The 17,409-nt window shown below is 66.3% G+C and carries 18 protein-coding genes, 1 tRNA gene and 1 pseudogene; 8 read left to right on the top strand and 12 right to left on the bottom strand.

Annotation, left to right across the window (positions count from 1 at the left end):
• The first annotated feature begins 76 nt into the window (after positions 1–76).
• Positions 77–1,540 (top strand): alpha/beta fold hydrolase, encoded by a 1,464-nt coding sequence (locus tag A3CU_RS44355; protein WP_169739614.1) that lies wholly within the window; start codon positions 77–79, stop codon positions 1,538–1,540.
• 101 nt (positions 1,541–1,641) lie between these two features.
• Here A3CU_RS44355 and A3CU_RS0110850 read toward each other — a convergent pair whose 3' ends face one another.
• The gene (locus A3CU_RS0110850) at positions 1,642–2,376 is read right to left on the bottom strand and encodes a PIG-L deacetylase family protein (protein ID WP_027942304.1); all 735 of its coding nucleotides are present in this window, start codon (positions 2,374–2,376) and stop codon (positions 1,642–1,644) included.
• Positions 2,377–2,413: 37 nt separating this feature from the next.
• The gene (locus A3CU_RS44350; protein ID WP_063628815.1) at positions 2,414–3,298 is read right to left on the bottom strand and encodes an EamA family transporter; all 885 of its coding nucleotides are present in this window, start codon (positions 3,296–3,298) and stop codon (positions 2,414–2,416) included.
• A gap of 75 nt (positions 3,299–3,373) precedes the next feature.
• Between A3CU_RS44350 and A3CU_RS0110840 the strand changes: the two genes are divergently transcribed.
• Positions 3,374–4,288 carry a LysR substrate-binding domain-containing protein gene (locus A3CU_RS0110840; RefSeq protein WP_027942303.1) on the top strand — a complete coding sequence of 305 codons (915 nt, stop codon included), beginning with the start codon at positions 3,374–3,376 and terminating at the stop codon, positions 4,286–4,288.
• Between the two features lie 1,921 nt (positions 4,289–6,209).
• Here A3CU_RS0110840 and A3CU_RS0110835 read toward each other — a convergent pair.
• The 4 genes from A3CU_RS0110835 to A3CU_RS0110820 form a co-directional block, all read right to left on the bottom strand.
• Positions 6,210–6,282 (bottom strand) — tRNA-Ala (locus A3CU_RS0110835).
• Positions 6,283–6,308: 26 nt separating this feature from the next.
• On the bottom strand, positions 6,309–6,494 hold the full coding sequence (locus A3CU_RS0110830) for a DLW-39 family protein (RefSeq protein ID WP_027942302.1): 186 nt from the start codon (positions 6,492–6,494) through the stop codon (positions 6,309–6,311).
• A gap of 187 nt (positions 6,495–6,681) precedes the next feature.
• The gene (locus tag A3CU_RS0110825; RefSeq protein ID WP_027942301.1) at positions 6,682–7,539 is read right to left on the bottom strand and encodes a YceI family protein; all 858 of its coding nucleotides are present in this window, start codon (positions 7,537–7,539) and stop codon (positions 6,682–6,684) included.
• Positions 7,540–7,652: 113 nt separating this feature from the next.
• Positions 7,653–8,237: a dihydrofolate reductase family protein gene (locus A3CU_RS0110820; protein ID WP_027942300.1), complete on the bottom strand. Its 585-nt coding sequence runs from the start codon at positions 8,235–8,237 to the stop codon at positions 7,653–7,655.
• Positions 8,238–8,342: 105 nt separating this feature from the next.
• Here A3CU_RS0110820 and A3CU_RS0110815 point away from each other — a divergent pair, with 105 nt between their 5' ends.
• Entirely contained in the window at positions 8,343–8,906 is a 564-nt protein-coding gene (locus A3CU_RS0110815; protein WP_027942299.1) for a TetR/AcrR family transcriptional regulator, read from the top strand.
• A 17-nt stretch (positions 8,907–8,923) separates the two neighbouring features.
• Here the strand turns inward: A3CU_RS0110815 and A3CU_RS0110810 are convergent, their stop codons facing one another.
• Complete coding sequence (locus A3CU_RS0110810; RefSeq protein WP_027942298.1) at positions 8,924–9,802, bottom strand: sigma-70 family RNA polymerase sigma factor; 879 nt, start codon at positions 9,800–9,802, stop codon at positions 8,924–8,926.
• A gap of 83 nt (positions 9,803–9,885) precedes the next feature.
• Here A3CU_RS0110810 and A3CU_RS0110805 point away from each other — a divergent pair, with 83 nt between their 5' ends.
• Complete coding sequence (locus A3CU_RS0110805; RefSeq protein ID WP_027942297.1) at positions 9,886–10,335, top strand: carboxymuconolactone decarboxylase family protein; 450 nt, start codon at positions 9,886–9,888, stop codon at positions 10,333–10,335.
• A gap of 72 nt (positions 10,336–10,407) precedes the next feature.
• Here the strand turns inward: A3CU_RS0110805 and A3CU_RS0110800 are convergent, their stop codons facing one another.
• The gene (locus A3CU_RS0110800; RefSeq protein WP_027942296.1) at positions 10,408–11,535 is read right to left on the bottom strand and encodes a hypothetical protein; all 1,128 of its coding nucleotides are present in this window, start codon (positions 11,533–11,535) and stop codon (positions 10,408–10,410) included.
• Positions 11,536–11,699: 164 nt separating this feature from the next.
• On the opposite strand from A3CU_RS0110800, the gene A3CU_RS0110795 reads away from it, so the two are divergent.
• Entirely contained in the window at positions 11,700–12,137 is a 438-nt protein-coding gene (locus A3CU_RS0110795) for a GNAT family N-acetyltransferase (RefSeq protein WP_084143199.1), read from the top strand.
• A 154-nt stretch (positions 12,138–12,291) separates the two neighbouring features.
• Here A3CU_RS0110795 and A3CU_RS0110790 read toward each other — a convergent pair whose 3' ends face one another.
• Positions 12,292–12,666 carry a winged helix-turn-helix transcriptional regulator gene (locus A3CU_RS0110790; protein WP_027942294.1) on the bottom strand — a complete coding sequence of 125 codons (375 nt, stop codon included), beginning with the start codon at positions 12,664–12,666 and terminating at the stop codon, positions 12,292–12,294.
• 65 nt (positions 12,667–12,731) lie between these two features.
• Here A3CU_RS0110790 and A3CU_RS0110785 point away from each other — a divergent pair, with 65 nt between their 5' ends.
• Positions 12,732–13,562 carry an MBL fold metallo-hydrolase gene (locus A3CU_RS0110785; protein WP_027942293.1) on the top strand — a complete coding sequence of 277 codons (831 nt, stop codon included), beginning with the start codon at positions 12,732–12,734 and terminating at the stop codon, positions 13,560–13,562.
• Between the two features lie 125 nt (positions 13,563–13,687).
• Here A3CU_RS0110785 and A3CU_RS52315 read toward each other — a convergent pair whose 3' ends face one another.
• The gene (locus A3CU_RS52315; RefSeq protein WP_156960311.1) at positions 13,688–13,930 is read right to left on the bottom strand and encodes a hypothetical protein; all 243 of its coding nucleotides are present in this window, start codon (positions 13,928–13,930) and stop codon (positions 13,688–13,690) included.
• Between A3CU_RS52315 and A3CU_RS52310 the strand changes: the two genes are divergently transcribed.
• Positions 13,913–14,077, top strand: a complete 165-nt coding sequence (locus A3CU_RS52310; protein WP_211246404.1) for a hypothetical protein — start codon at positions 13,913–13,915, stop codon at positions 14,075–14,077. The genes A3CU_RS52315 and A3CU_RS52310 overlap by 18 nt on opposite strands.
• Positions 14,078–14,467: 390 nt before the next feature.
• Positions 14,468–15,190, top strand: a complete 723-nt coding sequence (locus tag A3CU_RS44345) for a DUF998 domain-containing protein (protein WP_052371637.1) — start codon at positions 14,468–14,470, stop codon at positions 15,188–15,190.
• A 266-nt stretch (positions 15,191–15,456) separates the two neighbouring features.
• Here the strand turns inward: A3CU_RS44345 and A3CU_RS50990 are convergent, their stop codons facing one another.
• Positions 15,457–16,863: a hypothetical protein gene (locus A3CU_RS50990; RefSeq protein ID WP_052371636.1), complete on the bottom strand. Its 1,407-nt coding sequence runs from the start codon at positions 16,861–16,863 to the stop codon at positions 15,457–15,459.
• A gap of 406 nt (positions 16,864–17,269) precedes the next feature.
• Positions 17,270–17,409, bottom strand: a pseudogene (locus A3CU_RS55570) (IS701 family transposase); the annotation flags it as partial.

Here is a 17,409-nt window from a genome sequence, read left to right as displayed (position 1 = left end):
TTCAGGACAACGTGGCCAGGTCGGGCCGGTGAGCGAAGCCGGCCAGGGATCCCGTGCAGCGCAGAAGGAGTCGGACGTGACAACTCACCGGGTGTGGACATCGGCCGCCGTGTTGGCTGCCGCGGGTGCGGCGATCGCCGGCGTGCTGGTCGCGACCCAGCCCCGGGCTTCCGCGAGCGCCGGTCTGCACTGGGAACCATGTCCTGGCCAGGGCGATCCGGTGGGCATGGAATGCAGTCAGATCCAGGTCCCGATCGACTGGGATCACCCGAGCGGCCGGACCATCACCATGAGGTTGGGGCGGCTGAAGAACACCGACCCGCAGCATCGTCTGGGCACGGTGGTCTACAACGCGGGAGGCCCCGGTCCCGCCAACATTCCCACCCTGCCGCGGTACGCGCCGAACCTCGCCGGGCTACGCGCGCGGTTCGACGTGGCCACCTGGGACCCGCGCGGCGCGTCGGGAACCTGGGGAGGCGAAGCGCAGGAGAAGGCATGCGAGAAGGACGGCATCCCGTTCTCCCTGCCGCGCAACCGAGCCGACTACGACGCGAAGGCACGCGCCAACCAGGCCGCCTACCAGCGCTGCCGGGCGGTGGACCCAGAGTTGTTCGACCACCTGGATTCCCGGCAGCAGGCCCGGGACCTCGAGGCTATCCGGGCCGCGCTGGACGAGCCGGCACTGAATTTCATCGGACAGTCCTACGGAGCGGTCGTCGCCACCACCTACCTGCGGCTGTTCCCGGACCGAGTGCGCGCGATCTACCTAGACAGCGTCGTCAACCACGTCACCGATATCAATGCCGACGACGCCATGCACAACCTCGAACTGGAGGCACTGTTTTCCCAGTTCGCCGACTGGTGCGCCGGCGATGCCGGGTGCGCGCTGCACAGCGAGGATGTCCACGCCGTGTGGCGGAAACTGGTCGCCAATGCCAACCGCGTCCCCGTGCCCGTGCCGGGCAGCGACCCCGCCGTCTCCTACTCCGGCGACGACATGATCCGCACGGCCGGGGCGTTCCTGGCCAGCGCACGATTCGCGGAATTCGCCACCGCGATCGACGCCGCGCGGCACGGCGACGCATTGCCTATCACCGGGCCGGCGCGCGCCATCCCCGGCTTCAAGCCGGTGTTCCCGCCGTCCTCCGCCGCCACCGAATGCGCGGACGGCGACCTCTACTCCGACTATTCCGCCCAGCAGTCCGCGGTTGCGGCCGGAAAGCGACTCGCCCCGGACTTCCCCGCGGAACGCCCGGCGTACCACTCCATCTGCATCGGGTGGCCCCAACCCGTGGCCAATCCGCGCGCTCCGCTCCCGGGCAGCGGCCTGCCGCCCATCGTCGGCGCCGCCGCGATCGGCGACATCCGCAACACCCGCGCCGTGGTCGACCAGGTGCCGAACTCCACCACCATCACCGTGGACGGCATCGGACACGGCCAATATCTCGGCCTCGGCAACCCCTGCGTCATCCCGCAGGTCAACCGCTACTTCATCGACGGGACCGTCCCACCACCGAACACCACCTGCCCCGCACCCTGACTATCCGGCCACGCCGCACCGAGCGAGTGCCGGGACGAACGCTCACTCGATCGGATGCGCGCACTCGACGACAGAGCCGCGGTGTGATCCACGTCGTTGGATCAGAGGCTGATTACCTCGAAGGACACGGCGTAGCGCGTACTCATTCGGGTTCCGACCGGTCGGGCCAACGACTCCAGGAACTCGCGCGGGTCGCTCATGACGTCCTGTCCGAGGCCGCGCAGGTATTCGCCGTGCGCGCTGAGCGAGGCGACGCCGCGGTCGAAGGTGTCGGTCACGTCGACGCCGTGTGTTGCCAGCGGACTGCCGGCGACCAGGACGCGGGTCACGCGCCACGGCGGCAGCCCTTCGTCGAGCAGCTCGCGGAACACCCACCGGTTGGCGGCATCGCGGACCCCGTCGATCACCGACCGCCCCAGCGCGATGTGGTCGGCCTGGTTTTGGGCGCCCGGTCCCCAGGTGTCGTGGTGATTGCCGGTGATGACGATGTCCGGACGGTGTCTGCGCACCGCGCGCGCGATGTCCCGCCGCAGGTCGAGCCCGTACTCGAGCATGCCGTCGGGATGGTGGAGGAACTCGACCGTGTCCACCCCGACCAGGGCTGCGCCCGCGCGCTCCTCGGCCTCACGCAACGGACCGCATCGCTCCGGCTCGATCGCGTCGATACCGGCTTCGCCGCTGGTGGCCAGGCAGTAGGCGATCCGCTTACCCTGCCCGGTCCAGCGGGCGACGGCCGCGGCGGTCCCGTACTCCAAGTCGTCGGGGTGGGCGACCACCGCGAGCGCACTCGACCAGGATTCCTCGACCGGCTCCAGAGGCCCACTTGGCAGACTCACGACGACGACGCTACTCAGCACGAATGCCGCGGCGTCGTCAAATGCGGCCACCTGTCCCACTCGGCCCCCGGCGTCTGTCCCCCACGCTTCGATCTGCCCGCTGGCCGCCGGTCACGGTGCCGGCACTGGCGACGCCTACACAAGCCAGGGCCATCCACTGCCATGGGTTGAGTACCTCGTGCAAGATCAAGGTTCCGGCCAGTCCAGCGATCGCCGGTTCAAGGCTTTGCAGGATCCCCACGGTGCGCGGTGACATGCGACGCAGTGCGGCGAGCTCAAGCGAGTACGGGAGAACGGCTGAGAGCACGGCGACGAGCGCACCCTGTCCAACGATCGCGGGGTTGAGCAGGGCAGGCCCGCTCTCCGCGATGCCCAGTGGCACCGCGAGCAACGCCGCCCAGCACAGCGCGAGCGCCAGCGGTGACCCACCCGCACTACGCGCCCCCGCCTGCTTGCTGAGCAGCAGGTATGCCGCCATTGCCGCCCCGGACAACAGCGCCGGCAAGACGCCGGCGACGGAAGTGGTCGCGCTGCCCGGCACGTGGAACAGCCACACGCCGAACCCGGCCAGCAGGGCAAGGGCCAGATCGAGCAAGCGCCGGGAGGTGAGGACCGCAAGCGTGATGGGGCCGAGGAGCTGCAGTGCTATCGCCAGCCCCAGCGGTAGGTGCCCAAGAGCGAGGTAGATGACGTTCATGCCCGAAATGGCGGTTCCGAAGCCCAGAATCAGCGCCCACTCCGACCGACGCCGAGGCGGGGTCGGGCGGTACACCAACAGCATCAGCATTGCGGCGATGCCGAGCCGCAACGCAACGACACCGCACGGCCCGACCGCGCCGAAGAGGTCTTTCCCCAGCGCCTGACCGAACTGGATGCTCAACACACTGCCGAGGATCAGAAGAGGCGCGCCACGCTCACCCACGACCCCAAGGGTTGCCCGCGAATGACGCGAGCGTCCATCTCACGGTTTTCAACGGAACCCTTTAACGTTGGCTCAATGATTGACCTACGGCGGCTTCGTGTCCTTCGTGTCCTGTCCGAGCACGGGACGGTCACCGCTGCCGCAGCCGCCCTGCACCTCACCCCGTCGGCCGTATCGCATCAGCTGCGGCAACTGGGTCGCGACCTGAACGTCGAACTGCTCAAGCATGAAGGCCGGAACGTGCGGCTGACCCCCGCTGCGCGAGTGCTGCTCGAACACGCCAGCGTGCTGCACGCCCAGTGGGAACGCGCGCGAGCTGACCTCGCCGTCCACACGCATCAGGTGTCCGGCTTGGTGACGATCTGTGCAGTGTCCTCCGCGCTGGCCGCGTTCGTAGCGCCGGCACTGCCCCGGCTGGCGTCCTCACATCCGCGGCTCGAGGTGCGGGTCATCGAGGAGGAAAGCGCGGACTGCTACAAGCTGCTCCTTGGCAATGAGGCCGACCTCGCCGTCGTCCTGCCTACCCCGCACGCGCCGCCCGTGACCGATCCGCGCTTCGAGCAACACCCGTTGTTCGACGACCCGCAGGACCTGCTCGTGGCTCGATCTCATCCACTGGCGCGGCGGGAGGCCGTGGGACTGTCCGAGGCCGCAAGCGAGAAGTGGATCGTCAAGTCGCACCACAACGACACCTACCCCCTGCTGGCCGCGGCCTGCGCGGCGGCGGGATTCACCCCGCACGTCACGCACCAGGTGAAGGAGTGGTACGCCGTCTCGGCATTCGTCGCACAAGGGCTAGGAGTCTGCCTACTGCCGAGACTGGTCCCGATCCCGTCCAAGCACGCCGTCGCGCGCCTACCACTACATGGCGCGCCGGTGCCCTCTCGTCGGTTCGTCACATGTACGCGACGTGGGAGTTCCGGCCATCCCGCGCTGCTCGCCGCACTGGCGGCACTGCGTGAAACGGCTGACTCACCCACGCACGAATAGTCAGTCCATGCGAGACAGGAACATCGCCACTGTCGGCTACATTTCGCGTCTAGCGGTTCATACCAGCTACCAGGGCCGGGTACGTCCCCCTGGCCAACGGCACTCGCCGACGGGGCGCCGATGCCGACATGGGTCAAATCCTGTGGAGCTGAGGGGAATCGAACCCCTGACCCCTGCCTTGCAAAGGTCCATACCCATACACCGCGTGACATGCGCATACCCAACACGCCCGTGACCAGCTGCGTCCACCCGAGATTCCCCGTTGTTTCCCGGTCCGTCCCGACCCGACGGGCACGCGTGGGGCACACGTGGCCGAATATGACAGAAGGTGGCATCACCTTCGGCCGGAGTCACACGGAGGACAAGCCCTCAGTTGCCTTCTGCGCTGTGCGACCTACCCATGACGCTGGCGAGATGATCCGCTGGTACCGCCAGCACAACAGCTTGACCCAACAGGGAACCGCTGACCTCCCGAACACCACCCAGTCATAGGTATCGAGAAAGCTGTCCGCGCCGAGCTGAACACGAACCGTGCCCGACTTGGGGACCCGCCCATCACCGAGGAGCGGCCCTATTCCTTTCAGGAAATCACTCGACGCTGTCGAGAAATCACCTCAGGCTAGCGAGGGCCACTTGAGAGCAGCTTGCGTTTCGGTGCAGGCCGTGCACATGGCCCCCGCTCCAAATGTGCGGGGCCATGCGCCGGCCCAGGATCCTCTGGGTAATACGGTAGCGAGCTACCCGTGACCAGTGCACGTCAACAACACCAGCAATCGCGGACCCCAGCATGCCGAGCGATGCGCCCCATCCTCGAAACACACAACGGATCACACCGACCTTACCGACACGGATACAACACCATCAGTTGTTATTAAAACCCCCCAAATACAACACGTGGCCATTATTGTAATCCAGAATTCTGCCGCCTGAGAACTCCTTCCAAGCATTTTCGGGCCAATTGAAGTCACACTTGGCCCAGGTGCCATGCCCGTATGGGTTACGGCAGTATCTGTACGGCACACCCTTGGCGGTTGTGATTTGTGCAATTGCTGAGTGTCCGTCGGCCGCTCCGTCTTTCACGTACACAACGTCACCGTCGTACCGGATACACACCTCAGTGCTACCGACACTCGACCCCGCTGTGCCGCAGCGGTTGAACGGGCCTATGGTGCCAGTAACCCGGACACCATCTTGACAGGAAACGTCGGAGTTGCGGCACCCTTTGTAAAAGTCGGCGCCGGAGGCCATGGCAGCGGGAGGAGCACCCAGCACGCACGCAGCGACAGCCGCAGCCACGACCCCAACCCGGACACCCCGGTGCCTACCAGGCCAAAACTTCAACCAAGCCATCCTTGTCTTCATCACCTTCACCAAGGTCGATCCTTTTCTTCGATGTGCATTGTCGGACCAGTTCTCCCGAAGTTCGAATGCATACGCGCGCGAGATTATCCATCACGCAAGCACACCCTAGCGGCGTCAACCGTCAAAAGGTTGACACACCACCATTACTTTGAACACCTCGACGGCAAGTCCGATACGGATAGTGCGGGCACAGTACGGATCCACTACGACAAGCGCGCTGACGCGCACCTGTATCCCATTTCGGACTCGGCCACCAACTCGCCAGTGCGTCAGCACAGTAACTGATCAGCCTCATGCAGGCTCGCCACTCAACGTCAGTCATAGGTATCGAAGAAGGAGAAAGGCAAGCTCACGCCGAGCCTGCCTGAGCCGCGGTCGATCGCGCCGAAGCTGCATATCCCGCCTGATCGCCTGGGCATCCCGCCCGACCACTCAACGGACACAATCCCGAAACCGGGGCTTGCCCCGGCTTCGGTCTGGGGGCTTGGCCCCAGAAGACACGACGATGATCGCCACCACGGAAGGCGTGCCCGCCGAACAGGCGACACCCAAGATCGAGTGGAGCTGAGGGGAATCGAACCCCTGACCCCTGCCTTGCAAAGGCAGTGCTCTACCAATTGAGCTACAGCCCCGTGACGGGCGTTGCCGCCCGCAGGTCTCAGTTCTTGCGCGCTTCCGCGGCCTTGGCCGGAGCGCTTCCGTTGGCCGAGACGCCACTGTAGGACTTCCCGGTCGGAGCGGTCGCCTCGCGCCAGAGGTCGGCTTCGGCCTTCGCGTCCTTGTTGCGCTTGATCACGAACAGCACTCCACCCGCGATGACTGCGAGCGCCAGCAGCTTCTTCACCTTGAGCCCCTCCTCGACGGTTCGGCCTGACTACCCGATGCTACTGCACGGCCTCCGGGCCGATTCGCTGGGAGCGGGCCTTTTCGTGAAGGCGCTGGGTAAGCCAGCAACAGCCACGAATCGGCTACGGTCACAGCCGGTTCATCAGTGGCCCGGTCGTTCCACGTGGAACCAAACAATTCCGACGTCAAGCGCGGCGGACGGCCTGGATGTCGACCAGAACCTCGATCGTCGAGCCGACCACGACCAGCCCCTTGGCGAGCGTTTGCTGCCAGTTGATCGTGAAGTCTTCCCGGTGCAGTTGGGTCTTGGCGACCGCGCCGAGCCGCTCACCGTCCCAGGCACGCAGGCCGAGATACCCGGCGTCCAGTTGAACACCGCGACTCGCACCGCGAAGGCTCAGGGTGCCGTCGATGAGCCACCGGTCGCCCGGCGCCCGGCGGAAACGGTTGCCGTGGAAGTGGATCCGCGGAAAGCGGGTCACGTCGAGGAAGTCGGGCGACCGCAGGTGTTCGTCGCGCTTCTTGGCCGCGGTGTCGATGCTCGCCGAATCGATCACCACGTCGACCGACGACCGCTCGGGCCGCTCGCCGACGTCGATCACCCCGCCGAACCTGGTGAACCTCCCGTGCACCTGGGTAAGGCCGATGTGGCGGGCCACGAAGAGGATCGAACTGTGGTCGGGATCGAGCACCCACTGCCCGGGTTCCGGCAACCGGCGGTCCTGGTTCGGCTGGAGACCGACGTCGCCGAGCGAGGTGTGATCGCCGCTGCTCACGTCCGCCGTGCAGGTCAACTCGCCGTAGCCGGTTGCGGAGAGAGTCACTAGGTACGTCCCCGCCGGGACGGTGCTCACGGCGAGTCCATAGTCGTCGGCGGTGACGGTGGTCTGCCGCTGCGTCCGCCGGTGCCGCATGACCATGACGGCCCCAGCGAGCGCCGCACCGTTCTCGTCCCGCACCCGCGCGGTGAGCAGGCCGGCCGCGGCGTCAAACGCGACCGGCCCGCCACTCCGCGCCGTTCTCCGGCGTCGTCGGCCGAACATCCCGCACTTCCTTCATTTCTGAACCTTTCGTTACGAAGGCTAGATCAGGCGGCAGGAGTGAACGCCGTACTAGTAACAGCCTTCACAGAACGAGGGCGATGCCTACTACGAGGTCAAACGACACGCTTGCGGTAGGTGAGGACGACGACGCCGCTGCCGTAGGGCTTGGTGTCCGTGAGGTCGTACCGCTCGGGCGCGAAGCCCGCACCGTTGAACAGCGGAATGCCGTCGCCCGCCACGACCGGGTTCAGCTTGATGACGAGTTCGTCGATCTCGGACCGCAGGGCGGCGGCGAGCTTGCCACCGCCGCACAGCCAGATGCCCATGCCGTCCTCCTGTTTGAGCTCACGCACCTTGGCAAGGGGGTCGGTGCGCACCAACTCGACGGTCGGGTCGGGGCTCTGGGTCATGGTCGTGGAGAAGACGATGCTGCGCAGGTGCTGATAGGCGTTGGTGATGCCCACTCGAAGCCCGATCTCGTAGCTGCCCCTGCCCTGCAGGACGGTGTCGAAGTGCTTGTTCGGCACACCGTCCAACCCGAGCAGCGGGCGAACGTGGGTGGGGTGCATGTCGGGGAACTCGTCGCGCAGTGGCTGCGCATGGTCGCCTTCGATCAGGAAGAAGTCGGGATTCCCGTTGTCCGGGCCGGTGATGTAGCCGTCGATGGTCGACGCCACGAGGTAGGTCAGTTTTCGCATGGGGCTCCTTGGTCAAGCACTGTTCAACCACTCCGTTTGAAGTACTTCAACTGTAGTACTATGTACGCAGTGCTTGTCAAAGTGGTCTACGACACGGGAGGTTCTGTGGTCACCAACCCACAACGGCGCACGACACTCGTCGACGCGGCAATCGATGTACTGGCCAGGGACGGCGCGCGCGGGCTGACGTTCCGCGCCGTGGACGCCGAGGCCGGTGTGCCGAAGGGCACCGCATCCAACTACTTCGCCAACCGCGACGACTTGCTCAACCAAGCCGCCGCGCGCATCCACCTGCGGGTGGCCGTCGACCCCGCCGAAGGCACCGAACGGGATCCCGCGGCGCTGCTCACCCAGTTCATGCACCTACTGCTGCACCGCATCTCCGACGATCGCGCGGGCTGGCTCGCACTCCTGGAACTGCGTTTGGAGGCCACGCGACGCCCGGAGTTGCGAGACACACTGACGAAGACGCTGCGAGACAACCTCAACGCCAACGTCGAGGGTCGCCGTGCGGGCAACCTGCCGGGCGACGATCTGACGACCGTGCTGCTGTACTACGCGATGACCGGGTTGATCCTGGAGCACCTCACGCTGCCCGGTGTCCTGGACGACGTCGATCTCGACGCGCTGGTCGCCGATTTCGTGCGGCGGTCGCTACCCGGCTCATGACGCGACACGTGGCGCACTCACTCCGGATCCGGCAGCTCCACCGACGCGAGCTTGGCCGGGTCGGTCACCGCCGCGATGTCGACGATGCGGCCGTCGACGACGGTGAACGCGAAGACCGAGAGCGGCGTTCCGTCCGCGCGCCAGGAGACGATCCCGGGAAGTCCGTTGACCAGCACCGCCCGGTACCGCGCGGCCGCGCCCGAGAACATCTGCGCGCCGGTGGCGATCCTGGTCGCGCCGATGCTGACGACCAGCCCGCCCGGAGTGTCGATGGTCAGCTTCACTTCCGGGTCGAGTACGCGCAGCAGCGCCTCGAAATCGCCATCGGCCGCGGCCGCACGGAAGGCCTCGACCACCTCTCGTTGCTCCCGCCTGGTGCCCGTCTGCCGCTCGGTCACCTGAACCTTCTTCCGGGCGCGGCTGGCGAGCATCTTGGCGGCATCGGCGGACTTGCCGAGGATCTGGCCGATCTCGTCGAACGGCACCGCGAACAGGTCATGCAGCACGAACGCCAAGCGCTCGCTCGGCCCGAGCGACTGGAGGACGACGAGCAGCGCGAGGCTGATCGAGTCGGCGAGCGCCACCTCGTCCTCCGGCGCAGGGCCGTCGTCGGGCGTCACGATGAGCTCGGACAGTCGTTCGTCGTAGGACGCCTCGGAACGGCGCTGGCGCGACCGCAGGACGTCCAGGCTGATCCGGCCGACCACCGTGGTCAGCCAGCCCGCCAGGTTGTCGATCGTCGCCGCGTCCTGGCGGGCGAGCCGCAGCCAGGCCTCCTGGACCACGTCCTCGGCGTCGGCGTGCGATCCGAGAATGCGGTGGGCGACCGCGCGCAGCCGGTCGCGCTGGGCCTCGAACGCCTCGGCCACCGGGTCCATCGGGCTGGTCTCGGACATGTTGTTACCTTCCTCGGCTCTGCTCCGTCATGGGTGATGACGTGCTCGAACGGGCACAGGTAACCGATGGAGGAGCAAGACCAATGGAAGCACGCACGCAGGGCCCGGTGAGTCCCGACTTGATGACCGCGATTCAGCACCTCAACAAGGCGATTCACGCCGGTGGCGTCGACCCGCTCGTGCTCGAGTTGGTCCACCTGCGGGCCAGCCAGATCAACGGGTGCAGCCCGTGCGTATATGCCGGGGTCGCGTCGGCCAAGAAGCACGGCGAGACCGAGGAGCGGCTGCACAACGTGGTCACGTGGCGCGAGACGCCGTTCTTCACCGAGCAGGAGCGGGCAGCGCTCGCGCTGGCCGAAGCCGCCACCCGGATCCAGGACAGCGCGCCAGGCGTGACCGACGAGATCTGGGAAGCAGCCGCCGCCCACTTCGACGAGAAGCAGCTGTCCGCGATCGTCCTGAACATCGCGCTGGCCAACTTCTTCAACCGCATCAACCGCACGTACCGCACGCAGGCCGGCAAGACCTGGTGAGCTGGACGGGGCGCCCTCCCAGCGCTCAAGGGAGGACGCCCCGTCGTCACGCTCACGCGTCCGCGAAACCGGCTAGGACGCCTTCCGTTTCCGTCTGACCGCCCCGAAACCGATCAGCGGGTGACCGGGCACGCCGACGGCGAGGGAACCGTACGCACGAGGAGCCCCGATCACCCAAAGCACTCCCGATGCCTGCATGCTCGCGGCCAGGCCGACATTGACCGCGCGCAACCGCACGGATCGTTCTGTTCCATCGGGCAGCCATACCCTTCCCGCGAGGTTGACCTTGGTGGCGCCCTCCCGCATGGGACCGTCGAACGCGACGCGAACCGGAGTCCAACCCCTCGCGTGCGCGACCCGACTGATCAGCGGCAGCCTCACGAGAGCCACGCAGACCAAGGCAACCCAGACCACGGCCATGAAAATGCCTGCCCGAACGAATGTTTCCCGGCCGCGGGGCGGATCACCGACCAGGTCCGGGCCATAGGACGCGATCAGCCAGCCGACGGCCGCCAGAAGCAGCGCGACCATACCCAGGAGCAAGCGTCGATTGAACCGAACCATGGCCACCAGTACCGGATCGTCCTTCGGCGCACTGGGTACGCCGGGCATCGGGGCAATCGGCCGCGCGTCGCGCGCGGGTGTCCGCCGCAGCCGGGCGGAAGCGGGGATTATCAAGCCAGGCAGGAAGACGAGCACACGTCCGCCTGAATAAGGTCCCAGGACCCACAGGTAGCCCTTGCGCGCGGCAAACGACCCGACCAGCCGCACCATCCAGGTCCTGATCCACAGCTCATCGGGCCCCACGACGACGCGTAGCCATGCGGTCCACCGCGTCGTACGGATATCGGCCGCGCCGAACTCGACCCGGCGTATCGGCCGTTCCAGCAGTTTCTTCCAGCCCGCCGGGCGCGAATGCCACCAGTTGTAGGTCGCGAAGAGCAAGGCCACCGCGCCGCCCGTCACCGACAGGACGGGCAGCGCGCCCAGGTCGGAACGGCCAGGGAACAGAAACGGCAGGACCACGATCGCGAGAAACAGCGGTGGTATCACCAGGGCCAGTCGTCTCTTTCGGGCCAACGACCTGAGCACCGGCGCGATCAGTGGTTCTTCCCGGGCTGGACGGTCACCACGCGGTTCGAACACGACAACCGGGGCCTGACGGGCGTCCGGAACGGAACCATCGATGTATGCGCTCACGAAGCCCTGACTCCTCCCTCGCGCACGTAACTCCGTGCGCGAGCTGGAAAACGTATCCGGTCTGGTCCCGGTCGAGGGAATCGTAAGCGGGCCAAGCGAAAGGAGATCCTGGACTTCGATATTGATCACGATCACGCCGGTGGGCAGTATGCGAAGATCAGGCCGTGGACGACACCGCGCCTGCGATCGGACCGGAGCCGGAGATACCGGTGGACGAGTTGCTGGCGCTCTACCAGGCGGTGGGCTGGTCGGCCTACACCGACTCGCCGGATTTGCTGCAGGCGGGTGTGGCCGGGTCGTCCTACGTGGTGACCGCCCGCCAAGGCGGGAAGCTGGTCGGCCTCGCCCGAGCGATGTCCGACGGGGCCACGATCTGCTACCTCCAGGACGTTCTCGTACACCCGGACGCACAACGCCGCGGGATCGGCCGCGCCCTGGTGCGGGCGGTGCTCGACCGCTATCGCAACGTCCGGCAGAAAGTCCTGCTCACCGACGACGAGCCGGGCCAACGCGCCTTCTACGAGAGCCTGGGCTACGCCGAGATCCGCGACTACGGACCCGGCACGCTGCGTTCCTTCGTCCGCTTCGACGACCAATCCTGAGACCGACGAGCTTCGCCAAATCTGCGTCGGCGACTTGCGCCCGCAGCGAGTTGATCAATCATCCGACGCGACTTTCCGCCAGCCGTCGAGGTTGCTGCGAATATTGCGGGAAGCCCCTTTGAGTGGCGTTCTCCGGAAAGCGGTTGGCCCAGTACTAGGAATTCTGGGCAGTGCCCCAGGACCACAGGGTTTCCAGCACTGGAGCCAGGTCTCGGCCGCGCTCGGTCAGGGTGTACCTGACTCGCGGGGGCCACGACGGTGTGCGGTGGCGTTCGACGATACCCGCATCGGTCAGTTGGTTCAGTCTCTCCGAAAGCACCTTGTCGGAAAGCCCGGGCAGGGCGCCTGCGAGTTCGGAGAAACCCAGTTCGCCGTTGCGAAGGAATTCGAGTAGTACCAGCGGGGTCCAGCGTCCGCGCAGCGCGGCAAGGGTGATCTCGACGGGGCAGTTGGGGTTGGGTTCGACAACCGGCCCCAAGCAGGTGCCCAGCGGCCCGTCCTTGGGGTAGCTAACCGTTTGGTGAGCCACGACCGTGCCTCCTAACGTCCTGCTCGACAGCCAACGCTACGTCTTGCAACAGAGGAGTATCCACCGTGCGTGTCCATCATCTCGACTGCGGATCGCTGCGGATGATCGCTCCGGTCGAAAGCGGGTTGCCGCCCGCACGGGTGGTCTGCCACTGCCTGCTGATCGAGACCGACCGCAACGGGCTGGTCCTCGTGGACACCGGTCTCGGCGTGGAGGACATGCGAAGTCCGCGCCAACGACTCGGTTCGGACTGGGTGGATTTCGCCGATCCGGTCCTCGACGCGGACCGAACCGCGGTAGGTCAGATCGCTCGGCTCGGATTCGACGCCGATGACGTACGGCATATCGTGCTCACTCACCTGCACCGTGACCACACCGGAGGGCTCCCCGATTTCCCCCACGCCACGGTGCATGTGCACGAGGCCGAATACCGAGCGGTTAGCGATCCCACCGCCGAGCATCATCACGACAGCTTTGACCGCTTCATGGCAGCGCACCGCGCGCACGGCCCAGACTTGGCAATAGCCCGACCACACAAAGGCAGCTGGTTGGGATTCGAAGGTATCGCCAACCTCGAAGGGTTGCCGGACGACATCGTGTTGATCCCGCTTCCCGGCCATACACCAGGGCATAGCGGGGTCGCAGTACGACAGCCGAATGGTTGGCTGCTACACGCTGGCGATGCTTACTTCTATCACGGCGAAGTCGAAGCAGACCCTCCTCGGCCCCATCCCGAACTTCAACTCATCCAAGACAGCGCACAGGTCGACCAGAAACAACGTCTCAATAGCCTGCACCAGCTTCGGGAGCTGTTTCGTCGACACAAGGATGAGGTCGACATCTTCTGCGCCCACGACCCGTGGGAGTTCCAGCGCGCGACACTCATGGATCATTAAGCAGGATCGCGCAGCCAGACCCGGATCGAGGCGTCATCAAAACTACCGCCCATGAATGCGGCCACCGCGGTTTCTTTACGACCCAACACAACTTGAAGTTGATTACCCGGTGGCCGCATTCATGATCACAACCCGGCCCAAGGTCTCACTGTGCGACTGGCGTACTGGCGCGCGGCCGTCCGTGCGTCGGAGACCAGCTGCTCAGGACGCGGGCCGCCCTTGATCCACGGCATGGAACCCGGCTTGCGGGCCTCGCGGCGGATCTTCATCAACCCGAACTTGCAGGTCAGCTCCTTATATGCCGCGCCGAGGCGGCCACCGAAATAGACGTTCCGCGAGGTGTCGTCTTTGTGGGCGAACTGTCGCACGCCTGCGCGCCGGCCAAGGCTGACACAGCCTCCCCCGCCCTGCTACGGCGCTTCCCCGACCTCGCCCTGGCCGATCCGCACGAGCAAGTGGACTTTCGGGTCTTCAGCGTCGTGTACGGTCTGCACGCGCTGCAGGTGACCTGGTGAGCAGTTGATGATCGCTTCGTCGTGGTCAAGACGAGAGTTCGATCGGTGAGATCGCATCCCGAGGATCAGCTAGTCCTGCCGCCTGTTCACACCCGCACCCTAGCCAGCTGTTCGCGCGGGCGACTCCTCCGCACGGATGATCAGCCGCTTACCGCACATGCGGTAGTTCCGCGGCTCGGGCGGCGTCCGCAGTAGTCGCCTACAGCATCGGCGGCAGCGCGAACTGTCCACGTTCGCGGGACGACTGGAAACGGGCTTGGCAGGCAGGATCAGACCGTCCCGTCGCAGGAAGAGAACGAGTACCTCATATCAGTTCGCCGTCGTTCTCGGCGGCCCAGCACTGGCCGCGCCCGCCGCACCACTGACCGAACAGATAGCGAAGGAGACGCTATGACGAACTCCATGGTGGAACAGGTGGGGTCGGCACGCGCAACCCGTGTGCTGCTGGCGTGCGGCGTCGTGGCCGGTCCCCTGTACGTGGCGGTGACGCTGATCCAGGGGCTGACCCGCGACGGCTTCGACCCGAGAGTGCACACCTTCAACGTGATGACCACCGGTGACCTCGGTTGGCTGCAGAGGACGAACGGGCTCCTGACCGGAGTGCTGATAGTGCTGTTCGCGGTCGGTGTGAGCCAGGTACTGCGCACGGGTCGCTTCGCCGGATGGGGGCCGCGACTACTCGGGCTGTACGGCGCCGCCATCATCGTCGGCGGCATCTTCCCCTCGGACCCGCAGCCCGGCTTCCCGGCGGGAACAACAGCGGAGATGGCGCAGACCACCTGGCACGGCATCGTGCACCAAGCCGCACGCGGGGGCGGCTACGTCATCCTCACCGCAGCGAGCCTGGTGATCGCGTGGTCGCTCGCCGCCGAAGGGCGCCGGGCCTGGGCCTGGTTCACGGTCACGGCCGTCCCCATCCTGGGCACCGCCATGCTCGTGGCCCACAACCCACTCGCCCCCGCCGCTAACGGCACCGACAACCCGATAGTCCGACTGGCCTTTTTCGCGCCACTCGGACTGACCTGGGCCTGGACCGTCGCCTTCGCCATACACCTCTACCGACGCGCTGCCCCGGCGGGCCGGGAAATGCGGAGCACACCAGCAGCGGCGTGACGGCAACCCCGGAAGGCCGCTCGGTACGGCCCTCTTGGGATCGTCGATGACGGCCAGGTCGCGGTTGGCGGCGGCAAGCGAAATGAGCACGAGCGAGCCCGTGGGGATGGCATGCCCGGCGATCTCCACATCCGTTGTGGTCGTGCGCGGTGAGATCGCATCCAGACGGTTAAGCCGGTCAGACACCGAAGGCCCGTTTCCCATTGCTGGGGGACGGGCCTTGGCCTTGGGTGGGCCCAGGAGGACTTGGAGCTCCGACCTCTTCGTTATCGGTTCTGCCGGTCGGCAAGTTCCTGGATCCTGGCGATGGCCGCCTCCCGGCCCGACAGGCGCGGCGGCACCAGCGGCCCGGGCTCGTCGCACACGGCGGGAATACCGATGCGGTCGAATCCGCCGTCATATCGCCCGTAGCGCTGGACGACCAGCACGCCGGCCGGGCGGCCGAGTTCGAAGCTCTCCACGAACACCGCTTCGGTCTGCTCCTCGCCCTCGAACGTGATGTAGCCGTCCCAGACCAGCGCTGCGCAGTGGGCCGAACCGTCCAGTTCGCGTAGTCGCTGCCGCGCCAGCGCCGCGCAGCCCTCCACCGTCGGGCTGTTCTCGTCGTCGACGAGGCGCCAGATGTCGCGCGAACCGTCCTTGCCCAGGATGGCGGCAAACGGCAGGAAACCGGCGTCGTACGCCGCCGCCTGCTCCAGCGCGAGGTCGACCAACTCGTAGGTGAAGTCACCGGAAGTCGCGTCCAGGTTGGGGAAGTCGGCGAACCGGTCGGCCGGTACCAGCGGCTCCGCCTCTTCCAGAACCTGCACGCCCCCGCTCAATGCGAAGAAGTCGTCGTCCCGCAAGTACGCCTGGGCCAGCACCACGCCGGCCGGACGTCCCAGTTCGTAGCACTCGACGAACACCACACCGGTCGGGGAGAACTCGCCCCGGGAGTCGTCGGGCTCCATGTCGCCGCCCCAGACCAGCGAGACGCAGTGCGAACTCCTGTCGACCGACAGCAGCCGCTGCCGCCCGAGGTCCAGCCCCCCGCCCACCGTGGGGTCCGCCTCGTCGTCGACGAAGCGCCACAGGTCGCGCGAACCGTCGCCGCCCAGGATGGTCGCGAACGGGATGATGCGGAAATCTCCCGCCTCCGCGCGCTCCAGCCCGAGCTGGATCGCTTCGAGGGCGAAGCTCTTGGCCTCCGGCCCAAGGTTGGGGTACTCCACCGCGGGCCGGTCCGGCGGTACCAGTGGCTCCTTCTCGTCGTCGAGCAGCATCGGGTTCCCGATGAGGCGGACGCCGCCACCGCGCCGTTCGTACCGCTGGCACATGTGCACGCCCGCCAGGCGACCGAGTTCGTACGCCTCGACGAACACCGCCTCGGTCCGCCCGCCGTCGCCGGTGAAGTAGCCGTCGTAGACCAACGTGACGCAGTGGGCATCCTCGTCGAGCTCGCGAAGCTTCTCACGGCCGAGCGCGACCGCGTCCTCCTGGCTCCACGAGGCATTCTCGTCACCGACGAGCTTCAAGACGTTCTTCGACCCGTCCTCGCCCAGGATCGTCGCGAGTGGGACGAAGCCGTTCTCGTCCAGTTCGGTGTACTTCATCCCGAGGTCCACGGCGTCGAACAGCCATTCCCTCGACCTGTCGTCGAGGTTGTCGAGGGTCGGGCATCCGTTCGAGCTCATGCGCTCACCACCAGCTTCCCCGCGCATAATCCGGGCCCGCGGTCTTCGTTGATCAACATACGCCGTACGGTATCAACCGCCATTCGATTCGATGCGGTCTTCCAGTTCTCCTCGGCATAGGCCGGGCAAGCGTCGCTGTCGGCCGTTACGGAGTTGGTCTACCACCACCAAACCGCACTTGGGAGACCGGCCTTAACCTGTTGTGGGCCCAGGAGGACTTGAACCTCAGCCCTTCCTGATCCGCTCTGGTTGTGTGCTGCGCAGAGACTAGTAGCGCTTTGTTAGGTGCTGTTGAGCTGGGGTTTCTGTTGTGGGGTTCGGGTCTGGACGGGTTGTCGGCAGGTGTGGCAGACACCTGTCCAGACCGCGAGCAGGGCCTGGAGTTCGCGCAGGACTGCGTAGAGGGTCAGGCCTGCGCAGGGGCTTTTGGGGTGCGTCGGAGCTGGGTGCAGATGGCTTGGGCCACCGCGGTGAGGGTGACGTGGCGGTGCCAGCCGAGCCAGGAGCGGCCTTCGAAGTGGTCCAGGCCGAGGCCGTCTTTGAGTT

Source organism: Amycolatopsis taiwanensis DSM 45107, assembly GCF_000519205.1.
Taxonomy (GTDB): domain Bacteria; phylum Actinomycetota; class Actinomycetes; order Mycobacteriales; family Pseudonocardiaceae; genus Amycolatopsis_E; species Amycolatopsis_E taiwanensis.
The sequence above is the reverse complement of the archived record's forward strand: the minus strand, read 5'-3'. Positions and strand labels throughout refer to the sequence as shown.

Coding starts and splice junctions, on each gene's coding strand:
- A3CU_RS0110840 (WP_027942303.1), top strand. CDS start 3,374: ATGATTGACCTACGGCGGCTTCGTGTCCTTCGTGTCCTGTCCGAGCAC.
- A3CU_RS0110825 (WP_027942301.1), bottom strand. CDS start 7,539: ATGTTCGGCCGACGACGCCGGAGAACGGCGCGGAGTGGCGGGCCGGTC.
- A3CU_RS0110820 (WP_027942300.1), bottom strand. CDS start 8,237: ATGCGAAAACTGACCTACCTCGTGGCGTCGACCATCGACGGCTACATC.
- A3CU_RS0110810 (WP_027942298.1), bottom strand. CDS start 9,802: ATGTCCGAGACCAGCCCGATGGACCCGGTGGCCGAGGCGTTCGAGGCC.
- A3CU_RS0110805 (WP_027942297.1), top strand. CDS start 9,886: ATGGAAGCACGCACGCAGGGCCCGGTGAGTCCCGACTTGATGACCGCG.
- A3CU_RS44345 (WP_052371637.1), top strand. CDS start 14,468: ATGACGAACTCCATGGTGGAACAGGTGGGGTCGGCACGCGCAACCCGT.
- A3CU_RS50990 (WP_052371636.1), bottom strand. CDS start 16,863: ATGAGCTCGAACGGATGCCCGACCCTCGACAACCTCGACGACAGGTCG.